Origin of the sequence: Saccharopolyspora indica (assembly GCF_027853965.1) — a bacterium.
Classification (GTDB): Bacteria; Actinomycetota; Actinomycetes; order Mycobacteriales; family Pseudonocardiaceae; genus Saccharopolyspora; species Saccharopolyspora indica.
The window spans coordinates 12778-29694 of record NZ_JAQGLB010000018.1 but is presented as its reverse complement, the minus strand read 5'-3'; the positions used below and the strand labels follow the sequence as shown (position 1 = coordinate 29694).

General features: G+C 69.7%; 14 protein-coding genes. 7 read left to right on the top strand and 7 right to left on the bottom strand.

Annotation, left to right across the window (positions count from 1 at the left end):
* Window positions 1–2 precede the first annotated feature (2 nt).
* The 4 genes from OU416_RS30230 to OU416_RS30215 all read right to left on the bottom strand — a co-directional run bounded on the left by OU416_RS30230 (window position 3) and on the right by OU416_RS30215 (window position 2888).
* A complete protein-coding gene (locus OU416_RS30230) occupies window positions 3–257 on the bottom strand; it encodes an acyl carrier protein (RefSeq protein WP_270930452.1) in 255 nt (84 codons plus the stop codon).
* A 15-nt stretch (window positions 258–272) separates the two neighbouring features.
* Window positions 273–1184, bottom strand: coding sequence for an acyl-CoA desaturase (locus OU416_RS30225; protein ID WP_270930451.1), 912 nt, complete (start codon window positions 1182–1184; stop codon window positions 273–275).
* 218 nt (window positions 1185–1402) lie between these two features.
* Window positions 1403–1846: a PaaI family thioesterase gene (locus OU416_RS30220; protein ID WP_270930450.1), complete on the bottom strand. Its 444-nt coding sequence runs from the start codon at window positions 1844–1846 to the stop codon at window positions 1403–1405.
* Window positions 1847–2231: 385 nt separating this feature from the next.
* A complete protein-coding gene (locus tag OU416_RS30215; protein ID WP_270930449.1) occupies window positions 2232–2888 on the bottom strand; it encodes a 4'-phosphopantetheinyl transferase family protein in 657 nt (218 codons plus the stop codon).
* A 252-nt stretch (window positions 2889–3140) separates the two neighbouring features.
* Here OU416_RS30215 and OU416_RS30210 point away from each other — a divergent pair, with 252 nt between their 5' ends.
* Both OU416_RS30210 and OU416_RS30205 read left to right on the top strand, forming a co-directional pair.
* The gene (locus OU416_RS30210) at window positions 3141–3620 is read left to right on the top strand and encodes a cupin domain-containing protein (protein WP_270930448.1); all 480 of its coding nucleotides are present in this window, start codon (window positions 3141–3143) and stop codon (window positions 3618–3620) included.
* Window positions 3621–3725: 105 nt separating this feature from the next.
* Window positions 3726–4151: a nitroreductase family deazaflavin-dependent oxidoreductase gene (locus OU416_RS30205; protein WP_270930447.1), complete on the top strand. Its 426-nt coding sequence runs from the start codon at window positions 3726–3728 to the stop codon at window positions 4149–4151.
* Between the two features lie 136 nt (window positions 4152–4287).
* Here OU416_RS30205 and OU416_RS30200 read toward each other — a convergent pair whose 3' ends face one another.
* Window positions 4288–4713, bottom strand: coding sequence for a Dabb family protein (locus OU416_RS30200; RefSeq protein ID WP_270930446.1), 426 nt, complete (start codon window positions 4711–4713; stop codon window positions 4288–4290).
* A 76-nt stretch (window positions 4714–4789) separates the two neighbouring features.
* Here OU416_RS30200 and OU416_RS30195 point away from each other — a divergent pair, with 76 nt between their 5' ends.
* The gene (locus OU416_RS30195; protein ID WP_270930445.1) at window positions 4790–5422 is read left to right on the top strand and encodes a TetR/AcrR family transcriptional regulator; all 633 of its coding nucleotides are present in this window, start codon (window positions 4790–4792) and stop codon (window positions 5420–5422) included.
* Window positions 5423–5478: 56 nt separating this feature from the next.
* On the opposite strand, the gene OU416_RS30190 is transcribed toward OU416_RS30195, so the two are convergent.
* Entirely contained in the window at window positions 5479–6594 is a 1116-nt protein-coding gene (locus OU416_RS30190; protein ID WP_270930444.1) for a methyltransferase domain-containing protein, read from the bottom strand.
* A 240-nt stretch (window positions 6595–6834) separates the two neighbouring features.
* Window positions 6835–8415, bottom strand: a complete 1581-nt coding sequence (locus OU416_RS30185; RefSeq protein WP_270930443.1) for an FUSC family protein — start codon at window positions 8413–8415, stop codon at window positions 6835–6837.
* A gap of 43 nt (window positions 8416–8458) precedes the next feature.
* On the opposite strand from OU416_RS30185, the gene OU416_RS30180 reads away from it, so the two are divergent.
* From OU416_RS30180 to OU416_RS30165, 4 genes are all read left to right on the top strand, one after another.
* Window positions 8459–8950: a MarR family winged helix-turn-helix transcriptional regulator gene (locus OU416_RS30180; RefSeq protein ID WP_270930442.1), complete on the top strand. Its 492-nt coding sequence runs from the start codon at window positions 8459–8461 to the stop codon at window positions 8948–8950.
* A gap of 168 nt (window positions 8951–9118) precedes the next feature.
* On the top strand, window positions 9119–10402 hold the full coding sequence (locus OU416_RS30175) for a glycosyltransferase family 87 protein (RefSeq protein WP_270930441.1): 1284 nt from the start codon (window positions 9119–9121) through the stop codon (window positions 10400–10402).
* Between the two features lie 440 nt (window positions 10403–10842).
* A complete protein-coding gene (gene gltB / locus OU416_RS30170; protein ID WP_270930440.1) occupies window positions 10843–15393 on the top strand; it encodes a glutamate synthase large subunit in 4551 nt (1516 codons plus the stop codon).
* Window positions 15386–16837 carry a glutamate synthase subunit beta gene (locus tag OU416_RS30165; protein WP_270930439.1) on the top strand — a complete coding sequence of 484 codons (1452 nt, stop codon included), beginning with the start codon at window positions 15386–15388 and terminating at the stop codon, window positions 16835–16837. Before gltB ends, OU416_RS30165 begins: the two co-directional genes overlap by 8 nt.
* Window positions 16838–16917: the final 80 nt, after the last annotated feature.

Below are 16917 nucleotides of genomic sequence, written 5' to 3'. Positions count from 1 at the left end.
GATCACGCCACGGAGTTCTGCGTGTGCGCCAGCAGGTACGCCGCGACCGCGTTGATGGTCGGGTTGTCGAACAGCTCCTCGGGCGGCAGGTCGATGCCGTACTCGTGCTCGATCTCGATCAGCAGGGAGACGGCGAGCGCCGAATCCAGCCCGAGGCGGTCGAAGTCGGCCTCCGGGTCGATCTCGGCGGGCGGCACGTCGAGCAGCTGCGCGACGTAGTGCTGGCACCACTGGACGATGGATTCCTGGGCAGGCATTGAACTCTCGTCTCCCTATGCCGCTGCGCCGGCCGCGGGCCGGTCGTTCCTGGTGATCCGCTTGGCCTCGCGCCTGCTCTCCGACGGGACCTTCAGGTCCCAGACCAGGCCGGTGGCCTGAAGTCCCTTGACCAGCCAGTACCCGGGGTCGAGCCGGTACCAGTCCAGTCCGAAGGACGGTGATTCGGGGAACGCGTGGTGGTTGTTGTGCCAGGCCTCGCCGAAGGTGATCAGCGCGAAGATCCCGCCGTTGCCGCTGCGCTCCCTGGACTCGTAGGGGCGCGTGCCGAACATGTGCAGGAACGAGTTGATCGCCCACACGATGTGCTCCAGCACGAAGATGCGCACGAGACCGCCCCAGAACAGGCCGCTCACCGCACCGGTCCAGCTCTGGTACACCAGACCGCCGATGACCGCCGGGATCAGCAGCCCGAGCACGATCCAGTAGTAGTACAGACGGGCGACCCGGACCAGCGAGCGGTTCTTGAGCAGATCGGGCGCGTAGTGCACGACGTTCGGGTACTCGTGGCGGCGCATCCACAGGAAGTGCGAGTGCATCAGGCCGCGAAGACGCCCCTTCCAGCCCTCGCCGGCCAGGTTCGGCGAGTGCGGGTCGCCCTCGCGGTCGCTGCACTCGTGGTGGCGCCGGTGCAGCGCGACCCAGGACACCACGCCGCCCTGACCGGCCATCGACCCGGCCACCGCGAGCGCGGTGGACACCGCCGGCGACGCCTTGAAGGAGCGGTGCGTGAACAGGCGGTGGTAGCCGACGCTGATGCCGAGTCCGGTGACGATCCACATCGACAGCAGCAGCACCAGCTCGGTCACGCCGAACGGGTGGACCCAGAGGAATGCGATTGCGGCAGCGGTGCCGAAGATCGGCAGCACGTCGAACAGCAGGAAGTGGCGCCGCTGCAATCGGTGCACGTAGGCGTTGCTGATGGTCTTCCGGCGCGGTTCCCGTGCTTGAGCGCCGGATTCAGGTTCGATTGGTTCCGCGGTGGGCTCGGATTCTCTTCCAGCCATCTCAACCCCGAAGGTAGTGGCGAGCACGTGTGCGCCACAAAGCTAGGTGATCGGTTCCGCCTTGTCACAAGCGGTGAAGAATGCCAATCGCACGATTGCCGAATCCGCTGGAACCCCTTTCAGGACTTCGCCGGTTTCCCGACCGGCATGATGGTGGCCAGCATGGTGGCGACGTGCTTCTCCCGGTCGCCGGTGGCGGTGAAGACATCGGCCGCGGCGATCACCAACCGCGCCGAAGCCTTGATCACCCGACCGCGCCCGATCAGCTTCTCCCCGACGGCGGGCGCCAGCAGGTGGAGCTTGTACTCGGTGGTGACGACGTCGCCGACGGCCGAAGCCGCGGCCCACGCGCACGCGTTGTCGGCCACGCAGCCGACGATCGCCCCGTGCGCGAACCCGTGGTGCTGGGTCAGCTCCTTGCGGATCGGCACCACCAGTTCGGCCGCGCCGTCCGCGCACGAAATGACCTCGGTGCGGAGGAAGGAGGTGAAAGGTGAATTCGGGATGACCTGCTCCCGCATCATCTCGAGAGTGGCCACCGCGCGGTCTTCGATCTGTTCCACGAAGTTCTCCTCCTGGAAAGGTGCCGGACTCCGGCACGAAAGCGGAAAAACGCCGACCGGTGCGATCCGGTCGGCGGTTCCGCGAAGCGTAGCACCGCGGCCCGTGGCCCGAATCGCACCGGTCGGCGCTATTCCGGCACATCCGCCCGGGCCGTCAGAAATGCGAATCCCGCGATTGCGCATTCCTATCGGCGGTACCGCTCTTTCGTCACCCGCAATTCCGGGCGTCGCCCGGTCGGGAGGCAGAGCTCCGGCAAAGTCGTCCCGGGCGGGGTCGTGCGGCAGTTGTGCCTGAAACTGACCGGACGTTCCGGTGCGGGGCGTCAGTTTCCGGCACAACTGCCGCCCCGCACCGGCCCGACCGGACTTCGCCGAAAGCCTGCGTTCAGGAGGCCGGGAAGGCTATCGCGGTGAGGATGAGGTCGTTGGCTACCAGCCAGCGGCCGGTGAACGCGGTCAGCGGACGGCCCGCCTGGTCCGCTCCGGTCTTGATGAGGCCGGCCGTGAAGGTGCCGTCCGGGCGGAGCTCCAGGCGGGCGTCCTCGAAGCCCAGCCACTCCCGGGTGATCGGGTACCAGGTCTTGTAGACCGTTTCCTTGCAGCTGAACAGGATCCGGTCCCAGTGGCGGGTGGGGTCCGCTGTGGACAGTTCGGTGAGGTGGGTGCGCTCGGTCGGCAGCGACACCGCGTCGAGCACGCCGTCGGGCAGCGCTTCGTGCGGTTCGGCGTCGATGCCGAGCGACTGCACCTTCTCCTGGTGGGCGACGACGGCGGCCCGGTAGCCCGCGCAGTGCGTGATGCTGCCGACGACCCCCGCAGGCCACTGCGGCGCGCCGCGCTCACCGGGCAGCAGCGGCACCGGCGCGACGCCGATGCGGTCCAGCGCCTGGCGCGCGCACCAGCGGGCGGTGCTGAACTCCCGGCGGCGCTTGCCCACCGCGCGGGCGATGATCTCCTCCTCCTCCGGGAAGAGGTCCACCTCCGGCGGGTCGGTGACGGTCTCCGCGCAGCTGACCTCGGCGGGCAGCAGTTCCTCGATCACGCTCGACCACCCGCCGCGCTCAGCCGAACGTCGAGGTCAGCGGGGTGCACGTGCCGCATCGGTACTCCCAATCCGCGAAGTCGGTCCACCGGCTGCTGCCCGGTCGAGGGCAGCGGCGTGATCCGGACGGTGTCCGGACGACACGAGATTACGTCGACTTCGCGCGCGTGTCCTCGACCCTCCGCCGGCGGAGGTTGTGCGCGCGGTGGTCGGTGGGGTTACCTCGGTGCACAGGCGCGAGGAAGGACGCAGATGACCCAGCACGACGCTTTCCACCCGGACCTGTCCACGCCGGTGCCCGAGGCGCAGCGCGCCGCGCTGCGCACCCGGCTGCACCACGTCCGGGCCGCCGACCTGGACAAGAACACCGCGCAGACGGAGGGCATGCGGCGGCTGGCCGCGATCAGCGGTGACCTGGTCGGCTCGGAGCGGATCTGGATGGGCGAGACCCACGTGGCCCCGTCGACGGCCTCGGACAACCACCACCACGGCGAGTCGGAAACGGCGATCCACGTGGTCGGCGGCAACCCGGAGTTCGTCTTCCACGACGGTGCCGAGGAGGTCCGCATCAAGACCGGGCCGGGCGACTACATCTTCGTCCCGCCCTTCGTCCCGCACCGCGAGGAGAACCCGGACCCGGACAACCCGGCGGTGGTGGTGATCGCCCGCAGCACCCAGGAAGCGGTCGTGGTCAACCTCCCCGAGCTCTACCACCTCGACCCGGAGAGCTGAGCGCCGCCGCCCGGGCACTCCTCCGGACGCACTGGTGGTCCTCCGATCGGGGCCAGGTGCGGCTGCCCAGGAATGGCGGTGGCCGGAGGTGCGTTGCCGGTGGACATGTCAGACGTTGAGTTCAGCCCCACCGACTGGGTGCAGGAGCAGACCAAGCGGGTCCTGGAGACCGGGACCACCGAGGGCATCGAGATCCAGGGCTCGCCGATCGTGCTGATGACGCTGCGCGGCGCGAAGAGCGGCAAGCTGCGCTACACCCCGGTGATGCGGGTGGAGCACGGCGGCCGCTACGCGGTCGTGGCCTCCAAGGGCGGCGCACCGGAGCACCCCACCTGGTACTACAACATCAAGGCGCACCCGGAGTTCCGCCTGCAGGACGGGACCGTGACCAAGGACTTCGTCGCACGAGAGGTCGACGGCGAGGAACGCGCCGAGTGGTGGGAGCGAGCGGTCGCCGCCTACCCGGCCTACGCCGAGTACCAGCAGAAGACCGACCGCCAGATCCCGGTCTTCGTCCTCGAACCCAAGTGAGCCCCAGCGGTGGAGGACGCCGTCAAGACGTCCTCCACCGTTCTCGGTTCGTGCTCAGGGGTCGGTGCCGACGGGTGCGGGGTCTCACGCAGGCACGAGCCCGGCGGTCGGGATGGGACGTGCGGCCCCGCCGCTGTCAGGCGTCGGGGCCTTCGAGCGTGGGTTTCGTCCCCGCGGCGGCGAAGAGCGCTTCCACCTCGCGGCCCCAGGCAGGATCTGTCTCGACCTTCCGCGCGTAGATCGCGTAGATCTTCTGCGACAGCTCGGGGTCCAGGTCGTCGGACAGGCGCACTGCGGACTGCTTGGCCAATCGCGGCAGGATGTACTCGTCGCCCTTCACGTGCACCGGATCGTGCATGTACCGCTCAAGCGCGGCCAGGTCGGGGATCGCCGTCACGGAGGCATGGGTGAAGCCCTCCGCCGGGTCCCCGAGGTCTCGACCGACCGTGGAGAACACCGTCGACTCGACCGACGCGGTGCGCCGCATGGCGGCCAGCGCCTCCGCCTTCTCCTCCTCGGTGACGTCGGGCTTGAAGCTGAACCGCAGCAGGCTGATGATCATCGGCTCCCCCTGACCCAAAATTGCACTGATGAGTGCAATATAACGTACGGGCGAGTGCGGAAGCTATGGTTGTCCCGTGCGTGGAACGAGGCCGGGCAGCCGCACGGGGCGGATCGACAAGCGGCAAGCAATCCTGGACGCCGCGTTCACCATCTTCTCCAGGGACGGGTACCACCTGGCGGGCGTCGACGCGATCGCCACCGAGGCGGGGGTCGCCAAGCACACGATCTACAACCACTTCGGCGACAAGGAGAGCCTCTTCCGGGAAGTGATCGCCGCCCTGTCCGACCAGGCGCTGGCCCGCAACCTCGCTGCGGTCGAGCTCCTCGACGGCAGCGGCGATCTCGCCGCGATGCTGACCGAGACCGGCCTCAGGCTCGCCGAGTGCTACTGCGATGAGCGATCCGAGGCACTGCGGCGACTGCTGCGCTCGGCGAGCCGGCCGGAGCTGCTCGACATCGTCCGGGAGAGGGCCGCCGATCGCGTCAACGACGCGTTGGCCGCTCGACTGGCCAAGCTGGCCTTGGCCGGCAGGCTGGTGCTCGACGGCGACCCGGCGATCGCCGCCGAGCAATTCGGCGCCCTGCTCACTGGCGCGCTGGAGAACCGCGCCCGGCTGGGAACGCGGAAGATCCCCCAAGCCGAGCAGCGCGAAGTCACCGTCAACGCGGTCGAGACCTTCCTGCGAGCCTTCGGCAACCACCAGTAGCTCAGTTCCGATGTCCACTTGGACGGACGGCGCGCATCGGAACTGAGAGCGGGACATCAGCTCTGAGGTCCTGCAACGAGCCAGCTGGTGGCGCTGGTGGGTGTGTCGATCCAGGTCGTGTGGTCACCTTCGGGGGAGATCGTGAGGCCGAAGCGCTGTGGCCCGGGGCGGCCTGCGGTCAGCCACCAGTCGTATGCCGCGTCGGCTTCGTTCCACAGTCGGCGGGGGCCGAATTGGAGGACGTCGGACTTCTCCGCACCGCGGGTCAGGTCCACCCGGGCCCAGGAGTTCGAGGTGGTGTCGTGGAGTTCGATGCGTCGGTGGTCCGGGGTCAGCTCTTCCGCGGTGCGGTAACAGCGGGGTACCCGGAGACCGATCGCGAAGGCCGCACGCGAGTACGCGATCATCTCGTACAGCTCCGCGATGCTGCGCGTCGTCGTGCTCCGCTGCGCTGAACGGAGCTCGGCAGGGCTCGGTTCGAGGTAGTTCCGGCGTTGTTCCCGGACTCGCATGAACGCCAGGTTCATCCCGCACCGGCCGGATGCGGAACCGTCCTCGCCGACTTCCAGGCGCAGCAGCGTTCCGTTGCAGTAGTCAGTTCCCCACGGCACGACCAGGACGCCGCCGACGCGAGTCTGTTCGAGCCAGGCGCGGGGGACCGCTCGGACGGATGCGGTGGCGATGACGCGGTCGTAGGGGGCAGCGGGCAGGTATCCGTCCATCCCGTCCGCCGTGATGACCGTGACGGAGCAGCCCGCTCGCCGCAGCGCGCCGCGTGCTCGCTCGGCGATCCGGGGGTCGACTTCCACCGAGACGACCTCGCCGTGCTCGCCGACGCGGCTGCGCAACTCCGCAGCGCACCACCCGGTGCCGGTGCCGATCTCCAGCACCTTGTGGCCCGCACCTGCGCCGAGTGCGTCGAGCATGGCCGCGACGAGCGATGGTTGGCTGCACGAGCTGGACGGTTGAAGCCCGATGCCGCCAGGTGGCGTTCGCCCGTCGTCGACCTGGGTGATGATCGGCTCATCGGCGTCGACCAGTGCGCGCCAACGCGTTTCGTCCGAGGACTTCGAGACCGCGGCGAAACCGCCCGTGGCGGGGTCGTCGACCCACACCACGGGCGGGATGAACTGTTCGCGCGGCGTGGTGAGCCGTTCGCGCCAGCCGCTCATCAGCTCTCGTGCTTGTTGCCGTCGTCCTTCGAGCCCCAGGTCTCCCACTTCTCCGGCTGGGGATCGCCCTGCCCATCGCGGTCGGCGTCGCCCTTGCCCATGGAATCCTCCTTCGTCGGAAGCACTTCCGGCAATCAACCACGCAACATCGTTCACCGGCAAGGAAAAGATGTCGATGACGCCTGTTCGTGCGCGCTGGTCACCCGTCGCGGCGATACGTCCGGGGAATCACGCGAAAGGCTATCTCGCGGTGCGGGCTGGGACTGTTGCGGCGAGGAGCTCGTAGGCCTCGTGCTCGGTGTCGAGGACTTCCCGGGTGCGGGGGTTGCGGTGCCGGGGCTCCCCGTCGGCGACCGCGTGGGCGTTGCGGAGCGCGAAAACAGCGTGCACGAGCCGGGTTCTGGATTCGGCCACAGTGGACTCGTCGGATTCGCCGAGCTCGTGCTGGGCTTCGCGGCACTCGGCGAGGGCCGCGTTCAGCCGGCGCGCGGACTGCCGGTTGATCAGGACCAGGCTCACCGCCGCGGCGATCAGCGCGCCCAGGACGGTCGTGGCGATGCGCTCGACGATCATCTCGTCGTGCGCCGCCGGATTGCTCAGCGAAGCCAGCCCGAGGGCCAGCGGCGTGACGAACACCAGGCCCAGCGCGTAGTTGGCCTGGACGAACAGCTCGGCGATCAGCTGGCAGACCACCACCAGCACCAGGATGGCCAGCGGGCTCGGCTGGAAGCCGAACATCGCGAACGCCAGCACCGCTCCGGCGAGCGTTCCGGTCATGCGCTGCACCGTGCGGTGCCAGGTGTCCGTGGCGTTGGTCGACTGCAGGGCCGCGCTGGCCGACACCACCGCCCAGTAGGCGTGGTCCAGCCCGACCGCGAGGGTGATCAGCCCGGCGAGCAGGCACGAGAGCAGCATCCGGCCCGCGTTCGGCAGGAACGGCGAGATCCGCGCCGACCACGGTGCTCCGGCGTGCCGGAAGTTCCGCGGGAGCTGGGGTGCGGAGGCCGGGCGCGGGATGCGGCCGCGGCGGAGCTTGCGGGCGAGGTCGCGCAGGTGCTCCGCATCGGCGGGGTGGTGGAGCAGGTGTTCGGCGTCGGCCAGGTGGGCGCGGAGGGCGGTGACGGTGCGGCCGTTGCCGCGCAATGTCGCCGAGGCCCGGTGCGCCGCGAGGTGCGCGCGGTGGCGAGTGGCGGGGTTCGGCGCGTCGAGGTGATCGGCGATCGCCACCAGCGCGCGAGCGGTGGCGACGCGGTGCGGGCCGGTCGGGTGCAGGAGGTTGCCGAGCAGGCTCAGCGCCATCGACAGCGCTGCGGAGGCCACCATGATCCCGAGGTGCGCGCCCACGCCCGACCAGTCGTGCGCGGCGTAGGCGGCGGCCCCGGCGGCGAAGACGAACATCAGGCCGCCGGGCGGGCCGAACTCCAGCACGTCGGAGGCCAGCTTGCCCAGCGTCGCGATCGCGGTGAGCACCAGGACCCCGATGAGCGCGTTGCCGGTGGCGGCGGCGATCATCGTTGCCGTGGCCACGCTCACGACCAGCCCCAGCGCGATGAGCGGGAGCAGGCGTGCGCGGCGGGACCAGGTGTCGACCCGGCAGTACAGCGAGGTGAACGCGCCGAACGCCGCGAAGGGCACCAGTTCCGGGTGGCCGATCGCCACCAGCACCGCGATCGGGGCGCCGAACGACACGCCGACCCGCAGCGCGGGAGCCACGACACCTCCGACCGTCGGCGTGTACCGGAGCGCTTCGCGGATGCGCAGCGCCCGGCGCAGGCGGGTCAGGGCGGACTGGGGCTCGGTGCGGTCGGCAGGAACGTTCACTAGTAAAATATTACCAGATGATTTACTCGTGAAGGAGTGCGCCGTGGACGACGCAGTCGCACGGATCAGCGCGCAATGGCGCGAGCGGTGGCCGGACCTCGACATGTCCCCGATCGACGTGATCGGCCGGGTGCGGCGGCTCGCGGCGCTGATCAACCAGCTCGACGCCGCGGCGTTCGCCGAGACCGGTCTGTCGCGGATGGAGTTCGAGGTGCTCAGCGCGCTGCGGCGGGCCGACGGGGGACTGCGGCCCAGCCAGCTCACCAGGGAGACGCTGTCCTCCGGCGCGGCCACCACCAAGCGGCTCGCCCGGCTGGAGGCGGAAGGGCTGATCAACCGCACCGCCTCCCGCCGCGATCGCCGGGAGGTCGACGTGCACCTCACCGAGCGCGGGCGGGAGCTGATCGACCGGCTCTTCCCGGATCACCTCGACCGGGAGCGGCGGCTGCTCGACCCGCTGGAGGCCGACGAGCGCGACCAGCTGGGCGCGCTGCTGGCCAAGCTGCTGGGCTCGCTCGACGGAGCCGCCCGGTGACCCTGCGCTCTCGGCGAGCCGTGCGCTGGGGTGACGGTTCGATGCGATAAAGTTTTCCGGTTCTTCAACGAGAACTTCCCGCGACCAGGCGAGCGCGGCGTGATCGGACGGTCACGCACCGGTGATCCACGTCGGTCGCCTGATCGAGAGGACTCCAGTTTGGCCACGGTGCGGTTCAAATCCGGCCATCCTGCGCTCGACCTCGGCGAACTTCCGGACCGGCTGCGCGGTTTCGTGGTGCGGCGCTCGCGCGCCATCACGATCGCGTCGGTGCCGCTGCTGGGCCTCTCCTTCGTCCTGCTGCTCGTCATGCGGCGCGCCGGGCTCGACGACGGCTCGGCCATCGACTACCAGGTCTACCGCTGGGCCGTGCACACCTGGCTGGCCGGCGGCGACATCATGAACACCGCCCCGACGGTCAGCATCGGCCGCGTGCTGCCCTGGGTGTACCCGCCGTTCGCGCTGCTGCCGCTGCTGCCGTTCGCGCTGCTGCCGTTCGTCGCCGGGCTGGCCGCGCTCTACCTCGTCGACCTGCTCGCCATCGGTGCGGCGTTGTACCTGGTCACGCGGCACATGTGGGCGGCCGTCGGGCGGCGCGGCGCGCTGGCGGTGGCCATGGCGCTGCTGCCGTGGACGCTGTTCCTGGAGCCGGTCTACGCCTCCTTCGGCCTCGGCCAGATCAACATCGTGCTGATGGGGCTGGTCATCGTCGACTGCCTGGCGATCAACCCGCGCTGGCCGCGCGGCGTGCTGATCGGCATCGCCGCGGCGATCAAGCTCACACCCGCCGCCTTCCTGCTGTTCCTGCTGTTCCGCAAGGACTTCCGCGCCGCGGTGGTCGCCGTGCTGACCGGTGCCTTCGGCACGCTGGTCGGCTTCGCGCTGAACTACTCGGCCGCGGTGGAGTACTGGTTCGGCAAGGGACCGGCGAGCGGCGTGAGCGGATCGGCCTTCCACACCAACCAGTCGATCATGGGCGGGCTGGCGCGCTTGGAGCTCGCACCGTCGGTGCAGAACGGGCTGTGGGTGCTGCTCTCGCTGGCCTGCGTGGCCGTGGTGGCCTTCGCGGTGCGGCGCACCGAGCCGGTGCTGGGCGCGGTGGCCACCGGGCTGCTCGCGCTGCTGATCTCGCCGACGTCGTGGTCGGACCACTGGGTCTGGTGCGCCCCGGGACTGCTGGTGCTGCTGGGCTACTCCGTTCGGTTGCGCAGCCTGGGCTGGCTCGCCGTCACCGCGCTGACCTCGGCGACCGTGCTGGCGGCCGTGTTCAAATCGTTGCCCCCCGGTCCTCCGTGGACGCCGGTGCAGCACTTCTTCGGCAATCCGTACCTGCTGCTGGGCCTGCTGCTGCTGGCGCTGCTCGGACTTTTCGTCCGGAATCGGACGATTGCGAGTACTCCCGAGGACCCGTCGGTACTCGTGGACGACCGGGTCCAGCCCGAACCGCGCTGACCTCGCGGCCTCCGGGAGCGGTCGCTCCCGGAGGCGGAACCCGTTGGCGATCGGGTGATTTCTGCCCCGAGTGCTGCGAAAACGCCTGTTCTGAACCGAATCCGATGCTGCCCGGCAGGGCTTCGCCGTCACCGCAAGAAGATCGTGAACAACGCCACTCGATGCGCCCGGCAGTCGCGTATGGACGGTGTCGTGGTGCAGAATTCCCCGAGCTCGCAGGGATTGCGACAGCGCTGTCCCAACACCTGGGAGCCGGGTAACACTCGCTTAATTTGGTGTTACTTGACGGTAGCTATCCGGGCGCTCGATCTGTAGAGTGCCTCAAACTGACCGAGAGTGCAACGGCGCATCCTTTTGTCAGTGCCCCCAAAGGTTCTTGCGGCTCCGCCGTGGGTGAGTCATGCCCAGTTGCGGATCGCGGCCTGACGACGGGAGGTACGATGCCCCTTTCCCACCATGCAAGAAGCGTGGCGCAACGCAGCGCCGCGGCCGCCGGTCTCTACGACCCGGCCAATGAACACGACGCGTGCGGTGTCGCTTTCGTCGCCGACCTGCAGGGTCGGCAGAGCCACGAGCTGGTCGAGAAAGCTCTGACGGCACTGCGCAACCTGGAGCACCGCGGCGCCAAGGGCGCCGACCCCGACACCGGTGACGGGGTCGGGCTGCTCACCCAGGTCCCGGACGCGTTCTTCCGCGCGGAAGTTCCCTTCGCGCTGCCCGGACGCGGCGAGTACGCCGTGGGCACGGCCTTCCTGCCCGCCGATCCCGGTGCGGCGGCGCGGGCCGCGGAGATCATCGAGCGGATCGTGGCCGAGGAAGGCCTGCGGCTGCTCGGCTGGCGCGACCTGCCGGTCGCACCCGACTGCGCGGGCACTTCGGCGCGCGAGACGATGCCGGGCTTCCGCCAGCTCTTCCTCGATCACGAGGCCGGCGGGACACCGCTGGAACTGGAACGGCGCGCGTTCTGCGTCCGCAAGCGGGCCGAGCACGAAGCCGACGTGTACTTCCCGAGCCTGTCGGCGCGCACCATCGTGTACAAGGGAATGCTCACCGAGGCCCAGCTCGGCGCGTTCTACCCGGACCTCGGCGACGAGCGGTTCGCCAGCGCGATCGGCCTGGTGCACAGCCGGTTCTCCACCAACACGTTCCCGTCGTGGCCGCTGGCGCACCCGTACCGCTACATCGCGCACAACGGCGAGATCAACACGGTCAAGGGCAACCGCAACTGGATGCGGACCCGCGAGAGCATGCTCGCCACCGACCTGATCCCCGGTGACCTGCAGCGGCTGTTCCCGATCGCCAGCCCCGGCGCCAGCGACTCGGCGACCTTCGACGAGGTGCTGGAACTGCTGCACCTCGGCGGCCGTTCGCTGCCGCACGCGGTGCTGATGATGATCCCGGAGGCGTGGGAGAACCACGCCGAGATGGACCCGGCCCGCCGCGCGTTCTACGAGTTCCACAACTACCTGATGGAACCCTGGGACGGCCCGGCGCTGGTGGCCTTCACCGACGGTGCGCAGATCGGTGCGGTGCTCGACCGCAACGGCCTCCGTCCCGGGCGTTACTGGGTCACCGAGGACGGGCTCGTGGTGCTGGCCAGCGAGGTCGGCGTGCTGGAGGTCGAGCCGGACAAGATCGTCCGCAAGGGCCGCCTGCAACCGGGCCGGATGTTCCTGGTCGACACCGAAGCCGGCCGCATCATCGACGACGACGAGATCAAGGGCGAGCTCGCCGCCGAGCACCCGTACCAGGAGTGGCTGGACGCGGGCGTCGTGCGCCTGGCCGACCTGCCCGACCGCGAGCGGGAACTGCCCTCGCACGACTCGCTGGTGCACCGGCAGCAGGTCTTCGGCTACACGCAGGAAGAACTCGGCGTGCTGCTCAAGCCGATGGCCACCAGCGGCGCCGAACCGATCGGCTCGATGGGCAACGACGTGCCCTTCGCCGCCTTCTCCGAGCGCCCGCGGCAGCTGTTCGACTACTTCACCCAGCTGTTCGCGCAGGTCACCAACCCGCCGCTGGACGCCATCCGGGAAGAGCTGGTCACCTCGCTGGGCACCCACGTCGGGCCGGAGCACAACCTGCTCGACCACCACCCGGCGGCCTGCCGCAACCTGGCGCTGCCGTTCCCGGTGCTGGACAACGACCAGCTCGCCAAGATCGTGCACCTCAACGACGACGGCGACCGCCCAGGGCTCAAGCCCGCGGTCGTGTCGATGACCTACCACGTCGCGGGTGGCGGCGAAGCGCTGCGCAACCGGCTGGAGGAGATCTGCGAGGAGGTCTCGGCCGCCGTCGCCGACGGCGCGCACGTGCTGGTGCTCTCCGACCGCACGGCCGACGCCGAGCACGCGCCGATCCCGTCGCTGCTGGCGACCGGCGCCGTGCACCACCACCTGGTGCGCGAGAAGAAGCGCACCCAGGTGGGGCTGATCGTCGAAGCCGGCGACGTCCGGGAAGTGCACCATGTCGCTCTTCTCATCGGTTACGGCGCCGCTGCCGTTAACCCGTATGTGGCGATGGCCACTGTGGAAGACCTGGTGCTCACCGGCGTGATCCGGGACGTCGATGCCAAGCAGGCCACCGACAACCTCATCAAGGCGCTGGGCAAGGGCGTCCGCAAGACCATGTCCAAGATGGGCGTGTCCACTGTGGCCTCCTACACCGGTGCGCAGATCTTCGAGGCGATCGGGCTGGGCGAGGAGGTCGTGCAGCAGTGCTTCACCGGCACGACCTCGCGCCTCGGCGGCGTCGGGTTCGACGTGCTGGCGCGGGAAGTCGCCGAACGGCACCGGCGCGCCTACCCCGGCGACGGGGTGCAGGCACCGCACCGCAGGCTGGAGGTCGGCGGCGAGTACCAGTGGCGGCGCGAAGGCGAGCCGCACCTGTTCAACCCGCAGACGGTGTTCAAGCTCCAGCACTCCACCCGCAGCGGTCGCTACGAGGTGTTCAAGGAGTACACCCAGGCGGTCGACGAGCAGTCCCGCGAGCTGATGACCCTGCGCGGGCTGTTCAAGTTCCGCGAGGCGCGCAAGCCGGTGCCGATCGAGCAGGTCGAGCCGGTGTCGTCCATCGTCAAGCGCTTCGCCACCGGCGCGATCTCCTACGGGTCGATCTCCAAGGAGATGCACGAGGTCCTGGCCATCGCGATGAACCGGCTGGGCGGCAAGTCCAACACCGGTGAGGGCGGCGAGGACGCCGACCGGTTCACCCCGGACGCCAACGGCGACTCGCGGCGCTCGGCGATCAAGCAGGTCGCCTCCGGCCGCTTCGGCGTGACCAGCGAGTACCTGGTCAACTCCGATGACGTCCAGATCAAGATGGCGCAGGGCGCCAAGCCCGGCGAGGGCGGTCAGCTGCCCGGCCACAAGGTGTACCCGTGGGTGGCCAAGACGCGGCACTCCACGCCGGGCGTCGGGCTGATCTCGCCGCCGCCGCACCACGACATCTACTCGATCGAGGACCTGGCGCAGCTGATCCACGACCTCAAGAACGCCAACCCCCGGGCGCGGATCCACGTCAAGCTGGTGTCCGAAGTGGGCGTCGGCACGGTCGCGGCGGGTGTGTCCAAGGCGCACGCGGACGTGGTGCTGATCTCCGGCCACGACGGCGGCACCGGTGCCTCGCCGCTGTCGTCGATCAAGCACGCCGGCGGTCCCTGGGAGCTCGGGCTGGCCGAGACGCAGCAGACGCTGCTGGCCAACGACCTGCGCGACCGGATCGTGGTGCAGACCGACGGACAGCTCAAGACCGGCCGCGACGTGGTGATCGCGGCGCTGCTGGGCGCCGAGGAGTACGGCTTCGCCACCGCTCCGCTGGTGGTCTCGGGCTGCATCATGATGCGGGTCTGCCACCTCGACACCTGCCCGGTGGGCGTGGCCACCCAGAACCCGCTGCTGCGCGAGAAGTTCACCGGCAAGGCCGAGTACGTGGTGAACTTCTTCGAGTTCGTCGCCCAGGAGGTCCGGGAGTACCTGGCGCAGCTGGGTTTCCGCAGCCTCGACGAGGCGATCGGGCAGGCCGACCTGCTCGACACCTCCGAAGCGGTGCGGCACTGGAAGACCCGCGGCCTGGACCTCACGCCGATCACGCACGTGCCGGAACTGCCGCCGGGCACCGCGCGGCACCAGGTCGTCGAGCAGGACCACGGGCTGGAGAAGGCGCTGGACAACACGCTGATCCAGCTCTGCGAGGGCGGCCTGAAGGAAGGCCGGCCGGTTCGGCTGGACATCCCGGTGCGCAACGTCAACCGCACCGTCGGCACCATGCTCGGCTCCGAGCTGACCCGGCGGTGGGGCGGTGAAGGCCTGCCGGACGACACCATCGACGTGACCTTCACCGGCTCGGCCGGGCAGTCCTTCGGCGCGTTCGTGCCGCGCGGCATCACCCTGCGGCTGCTGGGCGATGCCAACGACTACGTCGGCAAGGGCCTGTCCGGCGGGCGGATCGTGGTGCGCCCGGACTCCTCGGCGCCGTTCGCGGCCGAGCACAACATCATCGCGGGCAACGTGCTGCTCTACGGCGCGACCAGCGGTGAGATGTTCGTGCGCGGCATGGTCGGCGAGCGCTTCGCCGTGCGCAACTCCGGTGCCACCGCGGTGGTGGAGGGCGTCGGCGACCACGGCTGCGAGTACATGACCGGTGGCCGGGTGGTGATCCTCGGGCGGACCGGCCGCAACTTCGCGGCGGGCATGTCCGGCGGCACCGCCTACCTGCTCGACCTCGACCCCGCGCGGATCAACCCGGAGATGGTCGACCTGGACCCGCTCGACGACGCGGACCGGGAGTTCCTGCACGACCGCGTCCGGCGGCACTTCGAGCAGACCGAATCGGCGGTGGCCCGCGAGCTGCTGGCCGACTGGGACACCTCGGTCGAGCGGTTCAGCAAGGTCATGCCGCGCGACTACAAGCGGGTGCTCGCGGCGCGCAGCGCTGCCGAACGCGACGGCCGCGACGTCAACGAGGCGATCATGGAGGCGGCTCATGGCTGACCCCAAGGGATTCCTGACCACGCCGCGGGAAACGCCGCAGCGCCGCCCGGTGGACGTGCGCATCAAGGACTGGCGCGAGGTCTACCTGGAGTTCGAGCAGCCCAAGCTGCAGAAGCAGGCCGGTCGCTGCATGGACTGCGGCATCCCGTTCTGCCACCAGGGCTGCCCGCTGGGCAACCTGATCCCGGAGTGGAACGACCTGGTCTGGCGCGACGACTGGGCGGAGGCGGCCGAGCGGCTGCACGCCACCAACAACTTCCCGGAGTTCACCGGGACGTTGTGCCCCGCCCCGTGCGAGGCGGCGTGCGTGGTCGGCATCAACGCCGATCCGGTGAGCATCAAGCAGGTCGAGATCAGCATCATCGACAAGGCCTGGGACTCCGGTCTGGTGCGCCCGCAGCTGCCGCGCGCCGCGACCGGCAAGAAGGTCGCCGTGATCGGTTCCGGCCCGGCCGGGCTGGCCGCCGCCCAGCAGCTGACGCGGGTGGGGCACGGCGTGGTGGTCTACGAGCGGGCCGACCGCATCGGCGGGCTGCTGCGCTACGGCATCCCCGAGTTCAAGATGGAGAAGCAGCGGCTGGACCGCCGCCTCGGCCAGATGCGCGCCGAGGGCACCGAGTTCCGCACGGGTGTGAACGTCGGCGTCGACGTCACGGTGGAGCAGCTGCGCGAGGACTACGACGCGGTGGTGCTCGCGGGCGGCTCGACGCTGGCCCGCGACCTGCCGGTCCCGGGGCGCGAGCTGGACGGCGTGCACCAGGCGATGGAGTACCTGCCGCTGGCCAACAAGGTGCAGGAGGGCGACCTGGCGCGGTCGCCGATCCACGCCGAGGACAAGCACGTGGTGGTCATCGGCGGCGGTGACACCGGGGCCGACTGCGTGGGCACCGCGCACCGCCAGGGTGCGGCATCGGTGACGCAGCTGGAGATCATGCCGATGCCACCGGAGTCCCGCCCGGAGGCCAACCCGTGGCCGACCTACCCGATGATCTACCGGGTCTCCTCGGCCCACGAGGAGGGCGGCGAACGCCTCTACTCGGTGAGCACCCAGGAGATGCTCGGCGACGAGTCGGGCAAGGTCCGCGCCCTGCGCCTGGTGGAGGTCCGCCGCACGGATGCGGGCTTCGAACCGGTCGAGGGCACGGAACGCGAGATCCCGGCCCAGCTGGTCCTGCTGGCCATGGGCTTCGTCGGCCCAGAACGAGAAGGCCTCATCGCCGACCTGGGCGTCGACCTCGACCCCCGGGGCAACGTGGCCCGTGACAAGACCTTCATGACCACGGTCGACGGAGTCTTCACCGCGGGCGACATGGGCCGCGGCCAATCCCTGATCGTCTGGGCGATCGCCGAAGGCCGCTCAGCAGCAGCCCACGTAGACACCTACCTCACCAACCGAACCATCCTCCCCACCCCCATCAACCCAACCGACCGCCCCCTCGCGTAGCACCCACCAGGTGAAGGGCACCTTTCGCCAACTATGTTGGTCAAAGGTGCCCTTCACCCACCACTCGATCGAGGCGTAGG

Excerpts from the sequence above, each read along its gene's own strand:
- OU416_RS30230 (WP_270930452.1), bottom strand. The coding sequence starts at position 257 with ATGCCTGCCCAGGAATCCATCGTCCAGTGGTGCCAGCACTACGTCGCG.
- OU416_RS30210 (WP_270930448.1), top strand. The coding sequence starts at position 3,141 with ATGACCCAGCACGACGCTTTCCACCCGGACCTGTCCACGCCGGTGCCC.
- OU416_RS30205 (WP_270930447.1), top strand. The coding sequence starts at position 3,726 with ATGTCAGACGTTGAGTTCAGCCCCACCGACTGGGTGCAGGAGCAGACC.
- OU416_RS30200 (WP_270930446.1), bottom strand. The coding sequence starts at position 4,713 with ATGATCATCAGCCTGCTGCGGTTCAGCTTCAAGCCCGACGTCACCGAG.
- OU416_RS30190 (WP_270930444.1), bottom strand. The coding sequence starts at position 6,594 with ATGAGCGGCTGGCGCGAACGGCTCACCACGCCGCGCGAACAGTTCATC.
- gltB (WP_270930440.1), top strand. The coding sequence starts at position 10,843 with ATGCCCCTTTCCCACCATGCAAGAAGCGTGGCGCAACGCAGCGCCGCG.
- OU416_RS30165 (WP_270930439.1), top strand. The coding sequence starts at position 15,386 with ATGGCTGACCCCAAGGGATTCCTGACCACGCCGCGGGAAACGCCGCAG.